Consider the following 18,329-nt stretch of genomic DNA (forward strand, 5'->3'; position numbering starts at 1 on the left):
CTTTGTTTTGCAAATTATAGGGCGTTTTGTCCCTTTTAGGGCTGTTTTGTCCCTTGTATCTTACCTTCTTTTCAATCTACCTTTGTCAAGTAGGAGTGTAAACGAATTTTATTTTTTCTTTAGTTCGGAAAATTTTCAGGAATAATAAGGTAGTGGTATCACAATCCGAAACGAAGTAAAGGATTTCAATTGCTCCAGCAATTGGCGAGTTGTGTCTTTGTCATACAAAGACCTAATTTGCATACACAAATTAGGACACAATACTCCCAAGTCGTATTCTTTAGAATTTAACATACATAAACAAAACAGAAAAAACAGAACAAAAAAGCAACTAAAAGAAATAATTGATGTAGATAATAACTGAAAAGTAGTCCACTAAAATAATTGAAATAAAAACAGTAATAACAAAATAATAAGAACTATGAGTAATAATAACAGAATTAATCTCAGATTAACGGATAATGAACAGATAGAATTTGAGCGTTTATTCAACTCTTCTGATATGAATAATAAAACAGCATTTGTCAAATCTCTTATTTTCAATCGGTCTATTTCTATAGTAAAAACAGACCCAAATACACAAAAATACGTTCAAAAATTAGTCGGCTTACAATCCGAATACAAAGCAATTGGCAACAACTACAACCAGGCGGTTAAAGCATTAAATAGTATTTTCACAGAAAAGAAAGCCATCCCTTTTACCTACAAACTGCAAGAATATACGAAAGAATTAATCCGAGTTAACAAACAAATTATAGAACTAACAAACAAATTATGGTTGCAAAAATAAGTCATTCTGACAACCTATACGGCATTTTATTGTACAATCAGAACAAAGTGGATCAAGGAGAAGCTGAAGTGCTTTACAGTAAAGACATATTTCATTCTCCCGATAACAAATACAATGTTTCAGATTGCCTAAAGTCTTTCGATATACAACTTATTGCCAACAATCGAACAAAAAATCCAGCGATTCATATATCTCTGAATCCCGATCCGAAAGATAATATTGACGATAATAAAGCTCAACAAATTGCAAATGAATATTTAAGTAAAATGGGATACAGTAATCAACCATATATCTTATATAAACATAAGGATATCGAAAGAATTCATTACCATATTGTCACTGTTTGTGTTGATGAAAATGGCAATAAGATTAATGATAAATTTGAAAAAAGGCGATCAATGAATACTTGTCGATCATTGGAGAAAAAATTTAATCTATCACTTCCTACAAAAAAACAACTATTTGAGGAGTCTCTTATTAAACCAGTCGATTATACCAAAGGAGATTTATCGAAACAGCTACGAAATACGATCTTCGGAATGATTAATAATTATAAGTTCAAGGGTATGTCTGAATTTAAAACACTTCTTGAACTTCATAATGTATCAATTTCTGAAATCAAGGGACGTATTGAATCTAAAGAGATTGATGGCATAACGTACTCAGCCCTTGATGATAATGGTAGTAAAGTTGGAAAACCATTAAAAGCAACCTATTTGGATAAAAAGTTTCAGAATAGCGAACTGAAAAAGTTGTTTTTTAGAAATAAAAAAGCAATTACTAATAGAAACTTGGATTTTATTAGAAAAGTAACTATTCAATGCATGTATCAGTGTAAAGAAAGAAGCCGGGAAGAACTAAAAAGCCTTCTTAAAAACAGAGGTATAGATATGGTTTTAAATACAAATAAAGACGGTAGGACATACGGAATAACATACATTGACCATCATTCAAAAACCGTAATAAAAGGTTCCGATCTGGGAAAGGAATACTCAGCCAACGTCATGAATAATTTCTTCGATAATCCGTATTTCATTATCACAGAACAATTAGAGAACAAAGGCATTGATGCCCCAACAAAAGAAAATGAAATTGATGGAACATTTTTACGTCCTTATAACAACTATGATGCGAGCGAAGAAGCATTCAAAAGAAAAATGAGAAAAAGAAAAAAGTTTTAATCACATAAAATTTAGATAAAATGCAAGAAGATGATTTAAGGGCATTAGGAAAAATTGTAGATTTCTTTCGGGCTGCAGCCGTTACAACTTTAATATTACATTGTTATTGGTTCTGCTATGAATATTTTTACAGTTTAGGTCTTTATAGTAATTCCACGAATGAACTTTTAAAAGAAGTAGCAAAAGTAGGGCTGTTCCATGATTGTATAAGGGATAAGATAATCATATTTGTACTACTTATTTTATCATGCTTAGGAACAAGAGGTGTGAAAAGTGAAAAAATAACATGGACTAAGATAATTATTACCGGTTCTTCCGGAATAATACTATTTTTTCTGAACACAAGAGCTCTAACCTGGTCAAATAATATTGAACATAATGCTTTAGCTTATATTATTACTTCGTCCCTAGGTTTTATCGCTTTACTCACTGCCGGAGGATGGATAAATAGATTACTTAACGTTGACTTGATGAAAGACGTCTTTAATGAAGAAAACGAATCTTTCATGCAAGAAATTAAAATCATCGAAAATTCTGATTCTTTTAATCTGAAAACCCGATTCCAATATAGAGGAAAAGAATATGATGGTTATATAAACATAATAAACCCATTCAGGGCAATAAGCGTTCTTGGTACACCCGGGTCTGGTAAAAGTTATGCCATTTTAATACCTATACTAAAACAGGCAATTAATAAAGGATATACTATTTATTGCTATGATTTTAAATATCCTGATCTTTCTAAGATTATATACAATTACCTTGTTTCACATCTTGATGGCTATAAGGTAAAACCCCAATATTATCAAATAAATTTAGATAACCCTAGTCAAAGCCACAGAAGTAATCCGATCAAATCTTCTCTAATGACAGACATTGTAGATGCTTATGAGAGTGCATATACAATAATGCTTAACCTTAATAAAACGTGGATACAGAAACAGGGGGATTTTTTCGTTGAATCCGCTATCAATCTTTTAACAGCAGTTATTTGGTATCTCAAAATCTACAAGGATGGGAAATACTGCACATTACCCCATGCCATCGAACTGCTGAACAAAGATTATGAACTGACTTTCCCGATATTTGCTAATTACCCGGAATTGGAAAACTATATTTCTCCATTTATAGATGCATGGAAAGGTAATGCTTCTGACCAATTGATGGGGCAAATCGCGTCAGCTAAAATTGCATTATCAAGAATGATTTCACCTTCTTTATATTGGGTCATGACAGGGGATGATTTCAGTTTGGATATTAATAACCCCGAAGACCCTAAAATATTGTGTATTGCCAACAATCCGGACAGGCAAAGTATTTATTCTGCTGCTTTAGGTTTATATAATTTGCGTATTTCCAAACTAGTGAATAAAAAGAACAAACTCAAATGTTTATTAGCTATCGATGAACTTCCAACCATTTACTTTAGGGGGCTGGATAACTTGATTGCTACTGCCAGAAGTAACAAAGTGGCCACATTATTAGGCTTTCAGGATTATTCCCAGCTCAGGAGAGACTATGGAGATAAAGAAAGTAAGGTTATTGAAAATACGGTCGGTAACCTTTTCTCAGGTCAGGTTATTGGAGACACGGCAGACATGCTTAGTAAAAGATTCGGAAAGATTTTACAAGAGAGGCAATCCATTAGTATTAATAGAAATGATAAATCGACTTCTATTTCTACACAAATGGATAGTCTTATTCCTGTATCTAAGATCAGCACCCTTACGCAAGGTTGGTTTGTTGGTGCCATCGCTGATAATTACGATCAGCCGATTAAACAGAAAATGTTTCATTGTGAAATTATAGTAGATCCCGAACCTAAAGAAAGGAAATATACACCAATACCACCAATTATTGATTGGCAAGACAAAGATATAGAGTCACAAGCTATTTCGAACAATTTTATGAGAGTCAAGCAAGATGTCCTAGACATCATTGAGTCTGAATGTAAACGCTGGAAGATTTCTTCATAATAACTTTTTTCCACTGAAAGAAAAAACAATGCTCATTTTTCTTTCAGTGGAAAAATCTAATCATATTGTAATAACTGATAGTTCATAAGCCTCTGGATCTATTGTATAATCAATTACTTTTCTAATAGCAAGATCGGCTTGCCGCTGCATAACTCTTACGTAATTATAAATTGGACGATTTTCCTTCATGGATTGCCCCATACAATATTCTATCACTTCTGTCCTTATCCCGAGGTCAAAAGCAAACTGAGAAAAGGTCTTTCTTGCTGAGTAAAAAGACAAATTTGATTCCATCTTCAATTCCTCCTTTAATATTTTCAAACAGCCATTCACATAACGTAAAAAGTTTTTATATGTAAATTTATATCCAAAATCTAATTTTCCATTTGGACGAATGTATAAATCAATTATTTCTTTCGCTTCTTTAGGTATTGAAAATATAATTAACTTTTCCCCAATTCTTTTGTTTGCAGTTTTCCTTCTTACATAAGAAACTTTATCATCTTTAAAATTAGCTTCTACAATATCTGCTAAATTCATACCTCCAAGATAAAACGATAGAAGAAGCAAATTTCTTGCTAATAATGGTCGTTTATTAGATGACTTATAATCTCTGATTTTAACAAACTCTTCCACAGTTAAATCCAATAATTTTGCTGGAGATTTTGGCATCTTTATATAAGCGAATGGATGAACCTCATATTTAACTATACCTTCACCGATTGCTTCATTCAGACATGCTTTAAAATGGCTCAACCTCATTTGTTTTGTGGCATTACTTAAATTAGCCATTCCTTTCACAAACTTGTTAACAGTTTGCGGCGTTATACTTTGAAGTGATATATCACCTATAATAACCAGTAACTTATTTAAAGTATACACATTCATTTCCGCATAACTAAACCTTTTTTCCTTTTTAAGCGAATCTATGCGATATTCCATATATTCCTTTATTGTAATAAGCGTGCTATTCCTCGGATTATCTATTAATTTTTCTTTTAGTTGGGAGCATGTATAAACATTAATATCTTGGATACAGTTCAGTTTGTCTTTGTATTCAGATAGCAAATAATCCAAGCGTTGATTTAAAATCTTAGCATCCTTCCTACATACAACTTTACCTTTTTCAAATTGGTACAAATCGTCTATTTCATATTCAGTAGCGATATACCGAACTTTTCTCTTATGAGTAAGAGTTAAATAAATAACATAAGTTTGTTTTGATGTTCGTCTTGCAGACAAGACAGAGAATCGAAGTGTAGCCATATTCTTTAAAATTAAACGACAAACTTTGCGACAAACAAATTTGCTTGTACACTAGCAATTTTACGTTTTTTTTTAAAGATTGATGGAGTTTATTCAAGGAGGTAAGTCTTCTATTCCTCTTATTTACAAATCATTAAATCATGAGCCGAAAGCCGGACTTGAACCGGCGACCTACGCATTACGAATGCGTTGCTCTACCAACTGAGCTATTTCGGCAATGTTCTTGTTTTTATTTCGGGCACAAAGGTAAAAAGTCTAATCGACATCTGAAAGAAGTTTTGCTAAAAAATCGTCCAGATCTGCATCTAAATCTTTCAACAGAGGATCGTCTAAACGGAGTGTTTCATCGTCAAGGAACAGAAGCTCTTCTATCACAACAAAATCTTCATCCGTTAAACTGATAGACAATGGTTTCATAAAACGGGGATGATTAAACATATCCTTTGTGGACAAAATAGTCAATACCGCTTTCACAGATGCAGCTACCCGCTTATTGAATACATCCTCCTCTTCCGTATTATTCACCCAATCGAAAATTACAATTTTCTCTATCAGATGTTCTTCATCATCATATATCTGCAACTCTCCGCTTTCTGCATCTGCCTGCACATACAAGTCACTGATAAAACTCCCCGACTCATCTTTTGCAAGCTTATTAATCGCAGTTGAAAACGCAGACTCTATGACAGATTGTATCTTTGCATTATTTGAATTCATAATCTTTATTTATTCTTCTTATTCGAATGCCTTGCCAAAAGTAATAATAATTCGGATAATATCCGGTTAATCTTCCCCAAATTGCATATTTAGTTTTTTGTCCGAACGTATACGATCCTGCAATGCCCCAACATATATTTTCAACAACTTAGTGTTTGAATTATCATCGCCTACGTTTTTTTTAAATAAATCATACGATTTGGTAGCCCATTCCTGTGCAACTTCCAGCTTTCCTTCCATCTCATAGCACAAGGCTAAATTAGAAGCAGATTTCGCCTGCCCTTTCCAATCCTTTGCATTCTTATAGATCGAGTTCCAACGTTCAACAGCATAATTCCACTTTTGCCCGGAAGTATAAGCAGCCGCTTCCTTCCAACGCGACCCCATTCCGTTATAATACCAACGGGATTCATTAACCCAGTGAGGCACAAAGTTTATATATACTTTTGCACCTATATATTGTCCTGCCGTTCGCAAAGCTGTATTAGCATCAGGTAATACATATTTTAGTATCGACAAGTTATCAGCGCTTTCATTCCAGAAAATACTATCATTTATAAATACCGTAGCCAACGGATTGGAACGCCCCGGCAAATAACAACGTACAACTCCGCCAATTTCAACTTTAATATTCCCCATCAGATATCCTTCGGGAAAGGCAAAAACATCTTTTTCCATATTAAACAACAAGCGATCAAAGGAAATAACAGCTCCTGTCCCGGTTTCTTCACACAGGGAGACAATTTGTTCGGGAAGCAATTTAACATCGGAATAATATATACTATCATTACGTGTGGCATAATGGTAAAGAAGTACATCGTCAAAATAATCAGCCTCAACAATAGACTTTCCCAACGAACGGCAGGCATCAAATAAAGCACTGTCTGCCAAAGCCCTGCAAGTATCTTGCTTTGTTCCCATCAAAGTATATTCATACCCAACGTCTGCCGGTTGTGGCAGTGCATTATTCACAATCAAGACTTTCGTCACACTTTCGGGGAAAGTAACTTCCGAAGGGTTATATGTCTGTATATCCATATAGCTTATTGGGCTACAGGCATAACAAAAGAAAACAATCAGTAAATAAAATATATTTCTCATTTTTCTATATATCATGATAAATCACATACTGCCTTAAAATATCCAATAGATTCCGCTATACCAAGAAACGGATCTTTCATATCCTTTTCATATTCCAAACTGCACATCCCTGTATAGTTGACTTCGCGCATCATTCGTACCAACGCTGGAAAATCAATTTTCCCCCGGCCTATCTCTATACCAACTCCGGCTTTAGATGCTTCTGTCACATCTTTTATATGCATGTCGAACACCCGGGTATGATATTTTTTAAGATCTGCTACCGGGTCACAACCATTGCGTAAGTCATGCCCAACATCCAGACACATGCCGATACGTGAATCCAATTCTTTCGTATGTTCCCAAACATCAGTAGCATCAGGATATGTTTTTATGTCAGGCCCATGCAAATGAATGGCATAATTCAGGTCATATTCTTTTACCTTCTTGTCGACATAGGGCAATAAATCATAATCGGGAACTCCTACAATTGTTTTTACTCCTACCCGTTCAGCATATTCAAAAGCACGATCAATTTCATCTTCGCTTTTCATATAAATGGGTCCAACGGCATATCCTGTTACTTTATGAGCAGCACACTTACGATGAAAAGCCTGTATTTCTTCATTCGTACTATCCAATGGCAAATGAAAATCTTTAATACAAAGGTAATGCACATCTAACCGCTCTAACACCTTTAAAGTTGTGTCCAAATCAAAATTGACAAAAGTATAGCCAGCCATACCTAACTGAAAAGGATTTACAGCTTTAGACTCTCTCCGAATATTATAACCCGGAGTTCGGGCATTTGCCACAGATGCTGTTCCACATAACAGTATACTTGCTGCTCCCTGTTTAAAAAATGTCCGTCTTGAATATTTCATGGTTTAAACTTTACATAAAAGCGATTTTACACTAAGACTTAATCTCCACTTATTTTATATTTGAAACAAATATAACTTTTTTCCGGATGTTTTGTTGCATTTATGAATCATTATCAGAGTCGGAATTTCTCAATGGTAATACCACATAGAATACAGATCCTTCCCCTATTCTTGAGATTACGTCTATACTTCCTCCCATCTTTTCTATCAATCCTTTACAAATAGCAAGTCCTAAGCCAACCCCTTTACTCCAATCATTTAATTGGACGAAACGTGAGAAAATACGTTTTTGTTGTTCCTCCGGAATACCTTCGCCTGTATCTTGAACAAAGAAGCGGACATTCGAGTCAATCAGGGTATAACCAAAACGGATAAATCCTTGCCGGGTATGTTTTATTGCATTCGTCAGAAGATTGGTTAAGATTTGGGTTAACCGGTTACGATCTGTTTCCATAATAGCCGGAAGACATTCTTCTAACTTTAGTTCAACATGTTCTGGCATACGCAATAAAATAACGCTGTATATTTCTTCCATCAATGAAGGTAAATCTTGTTCTGCATACATGAAAGTCATCGAATTTGATTCAATTTTAGAAACATCAAGAACGTCTGCTATTAACCGTTGTAGTAGTTCATTATTGTTTTGTATAATTTCAGCCAGCTTCTCACGGACTTCACGGTTTTCTTCATCTATCAGGACCTGAGAAAAACCCACAATTGCATTCAGAGGCGTACGTATTTCGTGATTCATGTTTGCCAGAAAAGCAGACTTCAGACAATCCGCTTCCTCTGCCTTCTCTTTAGCAGCCTTCAACTGCAATCCATACTTATGACGAGAATAAGCTATAAAAACCAATAAACAACATATCACAACAAGAAATATCAATCCTCCTCCCATTATTAACATCTGAGAATGGATTTTTGAAGTTTCAAGCTCCATCTGCTTTGTCTTCAACTCCAATTTATCCATATCATGTTGTGTTTTTAACTTAGCCAGATCATTATAAAAAGTAACTTTCTGAACAGAATCCTTTTTCAAAATCAATGAACGATAAATTTTTGCCGCATCATAGGTTTTTCCTTTTAAATTATAGAGATCAGCATTTTTAAACATCATCTTCATTACAAAATCAGTCAGATTCCGCCGTTCATAATATGACATTAACTCATCATTCAATTTTATAGCCAGATCATATTTACCAATTAATTCATAATACAATGATTTTATTTGTAAAATAACCCTATCTTCACGATGGAGTTTTTCTCTATTTACAATTTTTTCGGCTTCCGTCAAATGCAATAAAGCGATATCCGGTTCTTTTAATTCTATTGCAATAATAGCATATGAACGATGATATAAATACTGAACTGTATATAAAGGATTTTCAGCATCCAGATACTCCACTCCTTTTTCTTTACATTCGTTTATGTAATTATCAAGTTTATCAAGATAATAAATTTTCTTTTTATTACTTATCGAGCTGTTCAGCAAATGACGTATAATGGTAATACGTTTTATTAAAGGAGCCGCTTTCTTCTCCATAGCCAAAAGGACTTCTTCATAAAGGGCTTCTCCCTCTTCCGTCAGTCCCTCTCTCAGATAATAATCGGCTAATGCCTGATTGGCCATGTCTTCGCCGTCAGGGAAATTATGTCTCTTTGCAAAATCTTTCAAGGCCTTAACAGCCGGAATCACTTTTTCTTTTTGGCCGCCACGAGTATAGCTGTAAATGTTCCATCCCTGCATACGGCATATCTCTTCCAAACGATTATCACGGAGCAAAACCGGTTCAGCTCTCTCCATAATAATACGCATACTATCGGCATTCTTCGCATAATAGTACATTGCCTGCAAGAACAAGGCACTTCCTATATAGTAGTTATTACGTTGCTTTTCAGCTTCCTTTAATAATAAGCTGGAATAAATTTCATAAGAGTCATTACGAAAACTCTCATTGGCCAGATCATAAATCTTTTTCAATTTACAACTGTCCGGTAGTTTTTTCAGTTCAATAATCAGACTGTCTATATCAGCACCTGATTGTGCTGATATAGGCATCTGCATCGTAATCAAAATAAGAATTAAAGTTACTACATACTTCATTACAGAGTTTGTTGTAGCAGATAGTTACATCTATTTCTGCAAAGCAGCAATGCTCTCTTCAATAGATTTAATTTTACTTTCCGCATCGGCCTGCTTCTTTTTCTCCATGTCAATCACCTTAGCCGGAGCCTTGTTTACAAAACTTTCATTAGCAAGTTTCTTCATAACCGAGGCAAGGAATCCTTGCTGATATTTCAACTCATCCTTAAGTTTTGCAAGTTCTTCGTCTACATTAATCATACTTCCCAACGGGACAGCATATTCGGTTGTGCGTACCAGGAAAGATACTGCGCCTGCTGTTTTCTCATCCACATTTGCTATAGCAGATAAATTACACATCTTGGCAATAACCGGATTAAATGTATCCTGGTGTTCTCCTAAAACCTGTAGTTCAAGAGTATCTTTATTCGGTATGCTCTTTTGCAAACGTATAGTACGAACACCACCCACAATTTCTTTTACAATTTCAAATGCATCTAAATAAGAGTTATCAACAGATGCCACTTCCGGCATCTGCGCAACCATTATACTTTCATGCTCTTTTCGAGGTTCGAGCGCCTGCCATAACTCCTCAGTAATGAATGGCATAAACGGATGAAGCAAGCGTAACAGAGAATCAAAGAAACCGAGTGTTGATAAGTAGGTAGACTTATCAACAGGTTGTTGATAACCCGGCTTAATCATCTCCAAATACCAGGAAGAAAACTCATCCCAGAATAATTTATATACAGCCATCATTGCTTCGCTCAGGCGATACTTATTGAATGAATCGTCTACTTCTGCAATAGTCTTGTCGAGCTGCATCTTAAACCACTTTACAGCAATAGCGGAAGCTTCCGGCTGTTCTATTGTTTCATCTACCGTCCAACCTTTTACCAAGCGGAAGGCATTCCATATTTTATTATTAAAGTTACGTCCTTGTTCGCACAATGCATCATCAAAAGGAATATCATTTCCGGCAGGGGCAGCCATCATTAGCCCCATACGTACACCGTCAGCCCCGTACTGTTCTATCAACATTAAAGGGTCGGGGGAGTTTCCTAATGATTTAGACATTTTGCGTCCTTGTTTGTCTCTAACAATACCAGTAAAATAAACATTCTTAAATGGCATGGCATTACGATATTCATAACCTGCCATAATCATACGTGCCACCCAAAAGAAGATAATATCCGGCCCTGTCACCAAATCGCTTGTCGGATAATAATAATTGATTTCTTCATTATCCGGATTATTAATTCCATCGAACAATGAGATAGGCCATAACCACGACGAGAACCAAGTATCAAGGCAATCTTCATCCTGACGCAGATCTGCTATAGTCAAATTATGATTTCCGGTTTTTTCTTTCGCCAGTTCCAATGCTTTATCGGCAGTTTCTGCAACAACAAAACCACCCTCCGGCAAGAAGTAAGCAGGAATACGGTGTCCCCACCAAAGCTGACGGCTGATACACCAGTCTTTGATGTTTTCCATCCAATAACGGTATGTATTCTTGAACTTAGGAGGATAAAATTTAATATCATCCTTCATTACCGGTTCCAACGCTATTTGTGCCAGATGTTCCATCTTTAAGAACCATTGCATTGACAATTTCGGTTCTATAGCAACACTTGTACGTTCCGAATAACCGACTTTATTTTCATAAGCCTCAACTTTTTCAAGTAAATTGGCTTTTTCAAGGTCTTTTGCAATCTGTTCACGTACATCAAAACGATCCATACCGACATACAAACCGGCAGCTTCGCTGATTGTACCGTTATCATTAAAAATATCGATAGAAGGCAAATTATATTTTTCACCTAACATATAGTCATTTACATCATGAGCAGGAGTTACTTTTAAACAACCTGTACCAAATTCGATATCCACATAATCATCTTCGATAACCGGAATCACCCGGTTTACCAATGGTACAATAACTTTCTTTCCTCTCAAATGCTGGTTTTTAGGGTCGTTCGGATTAATACACATAGCCGTATCACCCATAATCGTTTCGGGGCGAGTTGTTGCAACAACGGCATATCCGTCTTCTCCTTCTATTTTATACCGTAAATAAAACAAACGGCTGTGCTCTTCCTTATAAATAACCTCTTCATCCGACAAAGCAGTAAGTGCTTTCGGGTCCCAGTTTACCATACGTACACCACGATAAATAAGCCCCTTAGCATATAAGTCTACAAACACTTTCAAAACACTTTCGGAACGTTTTTCGTCCATTGTAAAAGCTGTACGATCCCAGTCGCATGAAGCACCCAGCTTACGTAACTGTTTCAGAATAATACCACCATGCTCTTCTTTCCATTCCCAGGCATGCTTCAAAAATTCATCACGTGTCAGATCTGTTTTTTTAATACCTTCCTGAGCTAATTTATTAACCACTTTTGCTTCTGTAGCAATAGAAGCATGGTCGGTACCCGGAACCCAGCAAGCATTTTTCCCCATCATACGGGCGCGACGAACTAAAATATCCTGAATGGTATTATTAAGCATGTGTCCCATATGCAATACACCCGTGACATTAGGAGGCGGGATAACAATTGTATACGGCTCGCGACCGTCCGGTTTAGACTTGAAATAACCATTATCCAACCAATATTGATACCACTTCCCTTCAACCTCTGCAGGGTTATACTTACTTGCAATTTCCATATTTTATATTCTTTCTTATTCTAATTTGTTTGCAAAAATACAAAAAAATAAGACAGTTAGTACCAACTTTTTTATCAGCTTTAACAATCATCCATTTTACACCCGAAACAGCTCCGTCACCAAACTTACCGTCTTTAGTAACAACAACAACTGTATGAGCAGGAATACCAGCTACTGGAGTAGCTAAAGTATCAACTCTTAAAGAACTGCCATTAGTGATATAACCACCTGCAGTTGTTTTCCAAGCCCAAGAAGAGATGCCATCTTTTACAACAGCTGTACCTTCTTTAGCTACGCTTAACTTAGCACCCGTTACTTTGTTGGTAAAAGAAAATACAGAGTCAACACCTACAGTTAAATCAATCTGCCATATTGCAGAATCCAAAGCTGCAGAGCAACTAAATGCACCGTTTTGAGGATGATACATAGTAGCAATACTATCACTACCCGCAGCATCGCGAGTTGCAGTCAGATAAGTATCTGTACCAACAGCTTTAATGTGATAATAATTTTTAGTTGGTCGAATACCAGTTGCATGTACTCCATCAGGAGTATAAGCATCCACGCTCTGCGCATTTACTGATAATCCACCGGCCATCAGTGCGATGGCTAAAAGAGTAGAAAATCTCTCCTTCATAATTCTAAATTTAATATTAATACTAGTGTTTAAATTAAAAGCCCTATTGTTCAATCGTTTACATCCTGCTAAAATCTACATCCTTATAATCAGTCCATTACAATTATATACTGTCTGTTATTATCAATATATTCTTAATGTACGCGCGTACGTTAAAATGACATTAAACACCTATTTATTGTATATTCTATCCAAAAGATTTCCAAATTATTAATTACTCTTTTAATAGCATACCATCCTTGATTCAAATCATCCCGATCTTTTTGTAAAATCATCCCGATCTTTTATAAAAATCGTCCCGATGAAACGAGAAAAGAAAGAATATGTATTTTTTACATATACTGCCCGATAAAAGCCAACGGATTATTATCTAATAACACCTACCCTATTCAGTTTTCGGCTTCCCTGTTTTTATTTTATCAGAAGCAAAAGTAAATCCGAGAGACAGAGTAAAGGATTTTTGTTTTTAAATTACAGTATTTATTCTCCGGTTTATATCAATATCTATTGCAGCATTCCCTAAATGCCAGTATCTTTGTAAACTATATACATAACGAATATGAGAAGACGCTCAAATTACAAAGGCGCAAATCAGCCAAGAGCTCCAAGAGGACGCAAGGTTACAGTAAAAGAACAAAACACCTTGCTCTCTTTTTTGTTTCAACAGCTGAATGAGCAAAGTAAAAGCTCCGTAAAAGCATTACTAAGCAAAGGACAAATTTCGGTTAATGGGAAAGTAACCAGCCAATTCGACACACAGTTGGAGCCAAATGATGTAGTCGGAATCAGCTATGAGCGCGGTAAAGTTGCATTTAATAATCCATTATTAAATATTATTTGGGAAGACGACTATTTGATTGTCGTTAATAAAAGGGAAGGCTTGCTCTCTGTTTCGAACAATCGTATAAAAGAGCGTACTGCATACCATATATTAAGCGACTATGTAAAGAAGTCTGACCCAAGAAACAAAATATTTGTGTTGCACCGTTTGGATAGGGAAACATCCGGTTTAATGATGTTCGCCAAAAGTCGTGGCATACAAGAAGTGTTGCAATCCAACTGGAATGAAATGATTACACAACGCAGTTATGTAGCCGTCGTAGAAGGTAGTCCGGAAAAAGATACCGACCTTATCGTTTCAAACCTCGTAGAAAATGCACAAATGCAGGTATATGTTACATCAGCCGGAGATGGGAAAGAAGCAATTACCAGATACAAAGTATTAAGAAGTAATGGTTCATACTCTCTGCTGGAACTGGAACTGGAAACAGGCCGCAAAAACCAGATACGCGCACAAATGCAATCTATCGGTCATCCTATTACAGGAGATTATAAATACGGAGCGGAAACCGACCCCACCGGACGTTTGATGCTGCACGCCCGGAAACTTTATTTTATTCATCCCGAAACGGAAGAAGAAATGTGTTTTGAAACGCGCATACCAGACGCTTTCAACTCTTTAGCTAAACAGACTTAGAAACAATTATAAAAACATGAAAAGACTCGTTAGTATTTTAGCATTAGCACTGATAACGCTAACTATACAGGCTCAGATACTCACGCCTGTAAAATGGAAAGTTAAACTGGAGGATTCAGCTTCTCCGGAAAAAGAAATTGTGTTCACCGCTACTTCTGACAGAGGCTGGCATCTCTATGATATGGATCTGCCAGAAGGAGGACCAGTATCTACGTCATTCACCTTTGAGACTCTGAAGGGAGCCGAACTAATCGGTAAACCGGTCTCCTCCGTCAAACCAACCACGGTTTATGACGAGCTGTTTGCTATGAATCTGCGTTGGTACCCGGGAACTGTCTCTTTTACTCAAAAAATAAAGGTGACCGATCCTGCCAAATTCAAAGTAGAAGGACAGATCGAATTTATGGCTTGTAATGATGAAACATGTTTACCTCCGGATCACGTCGATTTTTCTTTTGACAAAAAGAATATTCAGATGGACGCTTCTGCAGCAAACATAAATCCGACTACAGACAAAGATGATGTAACCGCCCTTCAACCTGATACGGAAAAAGTAGTCCAGGAGGCAGAAGAACTTACTACTCCTGATTTAACAGATAAAACTCCGTCTCCTGCAAAAATAAGCAATGCATTGACAGATGATGCAGCTTTATGGACTCCGGTTATCAGCGAGTTAAAAGGATATGGAGATTCAACAGTTTCAGCCGCAGACACATCTTGGTTATTTATTTTCTTCGCCGGATTCCTTGGTGGTTTAATCGCATTGCTTACGCCTTGCGTATGGCCAATGATACCGATGACTGTCAGTTTCTTCCTGAAACGCACAAAAGATCGTAAAAAAGCAATTCGTGATGCCATCACTTACGGTATTTCCATCATTGTTATTTACCTGATAATGGGATTGCTTATTACCGGTATCTTCGGAGCCAGCGCGTTGAATGACTTATCAACAAATGCAATCTTTAATATTATATTCTTCCTGTTGCTGGTAGTTTTCGCAATCTCCTTCTTCGGAGCATTCGAAATGGTATTACCTGCTTCATGGACAAACAAGCTGGATAATAAAGCAGATTCTACTACCGGTATTTTAAGTATCTTTTTCATGTCGTTTACTTTAGTATTGGTGTCTTTCTCTTGTACGGGTCCTATCATCGGAACCTTACTTGTTCAGGCAGCTTCAATGGGCACAGCAGTTGGCCCGGCAATCGGAATGTTCGGTTTCGCATTAGCATTATCAATACCATTCAGCTTCTTTGCAATCTTCCCGAATATGTTGCAGAGTATGCCAAAATCGGGCGGTTGGCTAAACTCAGTTAAGGTTGTATTAGGCTTCCTCGAACTAGCGTTAGCTTTAAAGTTCCTTTCCGTTGCGGATTTAGCTTATGGATGGCGCTTACTGGATCGTGAAGTATTTATCGTACTCTGGATTATTATATTCTTCTTATTAGGAAGCTACCTGTTAGGCAAAATCAAGTTTAGCCATGACAGTGATGTAAAATATGTATCTGTACCACGCTTATTTATGGCAATTATTTCTTTTTCATTTGCCGTATATATGATACCAGGACTTTGGGGAGCCCCACTAAAAGCAATCAGCGCCTTTGCTCCTCCATTATATACACAGGATTTTAACCTGTATGATAATGAAGTACATGCTGCTTTCGACGATTACGAATCAGGTATGGCTTATGCCAAGAAGGTGAATAAACCTGTTATGATCGATTTCTCCGGTTATGGTTGTGTAAACTGCCGTAAAATGGAAGCTTCTGTCTGGACTGATCCCAAAGTTAAACAGTTACTGGAAAAAGATTATGTATTAATTACATTATTTGTCGACGATAAAACAAAGTTGCCCGCTCCTATTGAAATAGAAGAACATGGCAAAGTACGTAAACTAAAAACTTACGGAGATAAATGGAGTTATCTGCAACGAAGCAAATTCGGAGCTAATGCACAGCCATTCTATGTATTATTAAATAATGAAGGAATGCCATTAGGACCGTCTTATGCATTCGATGAAGACGTTGCAAAATACATCCAGTTCCTGCAAAACGGACTAAAACAATACAAAGAAAAACAAAATAAATAACGGTTTTACCGGAATTACATAAAGGACGCTGATTAAGCAGATCATTATTCTGCAAAGTCTGCGTCCTTTTGCATTACTCATTCCGGTAAATACAAACAAACATTACACAATGAGCAGCAAACAAGAAAAAATGGAAGCCTTTGGCAGATTGCTCGATATTCTGGATGAATTACGGGAAAAATGCCCTTGGGATCGCAAACAGACAAATGAGAGTTTACGTACAAATACGATTGAAGAAACGTACGAGCTTTGTGATGCCATCATGCAAAACGACAATGAAAACATCAAAAAAGAATTAGGTGATTTACTTCTACATGTTGTCTTTTATGCAAAAATCGGTGATGAGAAACAAGAATTTGATATTAAAGATGTATGCGATAGTCTTTGTAACAAACTGATATTCCGCCATCCCCATGTATTTGGCGATACTTCTGCCGATACATCCCAAAAAGTAGAACAAAACTGGGAACAACTCAAGCTCAAAGAAAAGGGAGGCAACAAAACCGTACTGGAAGGAGTTCCCGCATCTCTGCCTTCTATAGTAAAAGCTCACCGCATTCAAGACAAAGCCCGTAATGTAGGCTTTGATTGGGAACAGCGAGACCAGGTTTGGGATAAAGTCAGGGAAGAGTTCAATGAACTTAAAACCGAAATCGATCACATGGAAACTGATAATATGGAAGCTGAGTTCGGAGATTTATTCTTCAGCCTGATTAATGCGGCCCGCTTATACAAAATTAATCCGGACAATGCATTAGAACGTACAAACCAGAAATTCATACGCCGTTTCAATTACCTTGAAGAACATACTATTAAACAAGGGTTATCTCTGAAAGAAATGACTCTGGAAGATATGGACAAACTCTGGAATGAAGCAAAAGCGAAAGGTCTATAAAAACAAAAGGGGAACCGACATCACGTCGCCACCCCTCCCTTAACTTAAACGCCAAAACTAAATCTAAACAAAAAACACAAATAATGATAATATTTTATTTTTTCTGTTTCTCTACCTTCTTTTCTCCCGATTCTCTTATAAAACTTCTCATAAATCGGTTTTCCGCCTCTTTATATTTATAAAGTTTTTCAGGAGAGAGTATTTTTTTAAATTTATTAAAATACTCTTTTTCCAGTTCCACTTCTTTGGCATGTGCTTCTAAACAAGCATCTATTGCTTCAGTGTACTCAACATCCGTAGGAGTATCTTTAGAACGTAACTGCTTACTCAATTTTCTGCAAGAACGACTGGCTTCAAATGTTTTTTGGCGGAACTCATCACAAAGCGGAATAAACAATGCAGCTTCTTCTGGAGTAAGGCCAACCTCTGCCGTTATAAATGCATTTCTTTTTGCTTGAAACGCCTCCCTATCAAAATGTCTTTGTCTCTTCTCTTGCCCGAAAGCATTTATAGAGCTTAGAACTGAAATCGCTACAAATGTAATAAAAAATATTTTATTCATACAAGTATTTTTTCAAAAA

Annotated in this window: 14 protein-coding genes and 1 tRNA gene; 6 read left to right on the forward strand and 9 right to left on the reverse strand. The window is 36.4% G+C overall.

Features of this window, described 5'->3' with window-relative positions; genetic code table 11:
• Positions 1-421: 421 nt before the first annotated feature.
• From ACYIB7_RS12530 to mobC, 3 genes are read left to right on the forward strand one after another with little or no spacing between them, the layout of a single operon-like run.
• Positions 422-790: a plasmid mobilization protein gene (locus tag ACYIB7_RS12530; protein WP_480337297.1), complete on the forward strand. Its 369-nt coding sequence runs from the start codon at positions 422-424 to the stop codon at positions 788-790.
• Entirely contained in the window at positions 775-1,971 is a 1,197-nt protein-coding gene (gene mobB / locus ACYIB7_RS12535; protein ID WP_480337299.1) for a conjugal transfer protein MobB, read from the forward strand. Before ACYIB7_RS12530 ends, mobB begins: the two co-directional genes overlap by 16 nt.
• A 20-nt stretch (positions 1,972-1,991) precedes the next feature.
• Positions 1,992-3,947, forward strand: coding sequence for a conjugal transfer protein MobC (gene mobC, locus ACYIB7_RS12540; RefSeq protein WP_480337301.1), 1,956 nt, complete (start codon positions 1,992-1,994; stop codon positions 3,945-3,947).
• A 60-nt stretch (positions 3,948-4,007) separates the two neighbouring features.
• On the opposite strand, the gene ACYIB7_RS12545 is transcribed toward mobC, so the two are convergent.
• The 8 genes from ACYIB7_RS12545 to ACYIB7_RS12580 form a co-directional block, all read right to left on the reverse strand.
• Complete coding sequence (locus ACYIB7_RS12545) at positions 4,008-5,213, reverse strand: tyrosine-type recombinase/integrase (protein WP_480337302.1); 1,206 nt, start codon at positions 5,211-5,213, stop codon at positions 4,008-4,010.
• A gap of 143 nt (positions 5,214-5,356) precedes the next feature.
• A tRNA-Thr gene (locus ACYIB7_RS12550) sits at positions 5,357-5,429 on the reverse strand.
• Positions 5,430-5,468: 39 nt separating this feature from the next.
• On the reverse strand, positions 5,469-5,930 hold the full coding sequence (locus ACYIB7_RS12555; protein WP_099464241.1) for a hypothetical protein: 462 nt from the start codon (positions 5,928-5,930) through the stop codon (positions 5,469-5,471).
• A 66-nt stretch (positions 5,931-5,996) separates the two neighbouring features.
• Positions 5,997-6,968 (reverse strand): DUF6340 family protein, encoded by a 972-nt coding sequence (locus ACYIB7_RS12560; protein ID WP_234999282.1) that lies wholly within the window; start codon positions 6,966-6,968, stop codon positions 5,997-5,999.
• A gap of 74 nt (positions 6,969-7,042) precedes the next feature.
• Positions 7,043-7,894, reverse strand: a complete 852-nt coding sequence (locus ACYIB7_RS12565; protein ID WP_103982602.1) for a sugar phosphate isomerase/epimerase family protein — start codon at positions 7,892-7,894, stop codon at positions 7,043-7,045.
• Between the two features lie 100 nt (positions 7,895-7,994).
• Positions 7,995-9,998 carry a sensor histidine kinase gene (locus ACYIB7_RS12570; RefSeq protein ID WP_200817940.1) on the reverse strand — a complete coding sequence of 668 codons (2,004 nt, stop codon included), beginning with the start codon at positions 9,996-9,998 and terminating at the stop codon, positions 7,995-7,997.
• A 30-nt stretch (positions 9,999-10,028) separates the two neighbouring features.
• Positions 10,029-12,650: a valine--tRNA ligase gene (locus ACYIB7_RS12575; RefSeq protein ID WP_480337304.1), complete on the reverse strand. Its 2,622-nt coding sequence runs from the start codon at positions 12,648-12,650 to the stop codon at positions 10,029-10,031.
• On the reverse strand, positions 12,634-13,287 hold the full coding sequence (locus ACYIB7_RS12580) for a hypothetical protein (RefSeq protein ID WP_480337305.1): 654 nt from the start codon (positions 13,285-13,287) through the stop codon (positions 12,634-12,636). The genes ACYIB7_RS12575 and ACYIB7_RS12580 overlap by 17 nt, the downstream gene beginning before the upstream one ends.
• 559 nt (positions 13,288-13,846) lie before the next feature.
• On the opposite strand from ACYIB7_RS12580, the gene ACYIB7_RS12585 reads away from it, so the two are divergent.
• From ACYIB7_RS12585 to mazG, 3 genes are all read left to right on the forward strand, one after another.
• Positions 13,847-14,764 carry an RluA family pseudouridine synthase gene (locus ACYIB7_RS12585; RefSeq protein WP_480337307.1) on the forward strand — a complete coding sequence of 306 codons (918 nt, stop codon included), beginning with the start codon at positions 13,847-13,849 and terminating at the stop codon, positions 14,762-14,764.
• Between the two features lie 16 nt (positions 14,765-14,780).
• Positions 14,781-16,853 carry a protein-disulfide reductase DsbD family protein gene (locus tag ACYIB7_RS12590; RefSeq protein ID WP_103982596.1) on the forward strand — a complete coding sequence of 691 codons (2,073 nt, stop codon included), beginning with the start codon at positions 14,781-14,783 and terminating at the stop codon, positions 16,851-16,853.
• A 109-nt stretch (positions 16,854-16,962) separates the two neighbouring features.
• Entirely contained in the window at positions 16,963-17,748 is a 786-nt protein-coding gene (gene mazG, locus ACYIB7_RS12595; protein WP_103982595.1) for a nucleoside triphosphate pyrophosphohydrolase, read from the forward strand.
• A 94-nt stretch (positions 17,749-17,842) separates the two neighbouring features.
• Here mazG and ACYIB7_RS12600 read toward each other — a convergent pair whose 3' ends face one another.
• Positions 17,843-18,310 carry a hypothetical protein gene (locus ACYIB7_RS12600; protein WP_099464249.1) on the reverse strand — a complete coding sequence of 156 codons (468 nt, stop codon included), beginning with the start codon at positions 18,308-18,310 and terminating at the stop codon, positions 17,843-17,845.
• Between the last annotated feature and the right edge of the window lie 19 nt (positions 18,311-18,329).

Source organism: Parabacteroides sp. KHUB-03 (assembly GCF_056640975.1).

Excerpts from the sequence above, each read along its gene's own strand:
- ACYIB7_RS12530 (WP_480337297.1), top strand. The coding sequence starts at position 422 with ATGAGTAATAATAACAGAATTAATCTCAGATTAACGGATAATGAACAG.
- mobB (WP_480337299.1), top strand. The coding sequence starts at position 775 with ATGGTTGCAAAAATAAGTCATTCTGACAACCTATACGGCATTTTATTG.
- mobC (WP_480337301.1), top strand. The coding sequence starts at position 1,992 with ATGCAAGAAGATGATTTAAGGGCATTAGGAAAAATTGTAGATTTCTTT.
- ACYIB7_RS12545 (WP_480337302.1), bottom strand. The coding sequence starts at position 5,213 with ATGGCTACACTTCGATTCTCTGTCTTGTCTGCAAGACGAACATCAAAA.
- ACYIB7_RS12555 (WP_099464241.1), bottom strand. The coding sequence starts at position 5,930 with ATGAATTCAAATAATGCAAAGATACAATCTGTCATAGAGTCTGCGTTT.
- ACYIB7_RS12560 (WP_234999282.1), bottom strand. The coding sequence starts at position 6,968 with ATGGATATACAGACATATAACCCTTCGGAAGTTACTTTCCCCGAAAGT.
- ACYIB7_RS12565 (WP_103982602.1), bottom strand. The coding sequence starts at position 7,894 with ATGAAATATTCAAGACGGACATTTTTTAAACAGGGAGCAGCAAGTATA.
- ACYIB7_RS12570 (WP_200817940.1), bottom strand. The coding sequence starts at position 9,998 with ATGAAGTATGTAGTAACTTTAATTCTTATTTTGATTACGATGCAGATG.
- ACYIB7_RS12575 (WP_480337304.1), bottom strand. The coding sequence starts at position 12,650 with ATGGAAATTGCAAGTAAGTATAACCCTGCAGAGGTTGAAGGGAAGTGG.
- ACYIB7_RS12580 (WP_480337305.1), bottom strand. The coding sequence starts at position 13,287 with ATGAAGGAGAGATTTTCTACTCTTTTAGCCATCGCACTGATGGCCGGT.
- ACYIB7_RS12585 (WP_480337307.1), top strand. The coding sequence starts at position 13,847 with ATGAGAAGACGCTCAAATTACAAAGGCGCAAATCAGCCAAGAGCTCCA.
- ACYIB7_RS12590 (WP_103982596.1), top strand. The coding sequence starts at position 14,781 with ATGAAAAGACTCGTTAGTATTTTAGCATTAGCACTGATAACGCTAACT.
- mazG (WP_103982595.1), top strand. The coding sequence starts at position 16,963 with ATGAGCAGCAAACAAGAAAAAATGGAAGCCTTTGGCAGATTGCTCGAT.
- ACYIB7_RS12600 (WP_099464249.1), bottom strand. The coding sequence starts at position 18,310 with ATGAATAAAATATTTTTTATTACATTTGTAGCGATTTCAGTTCTAAGC.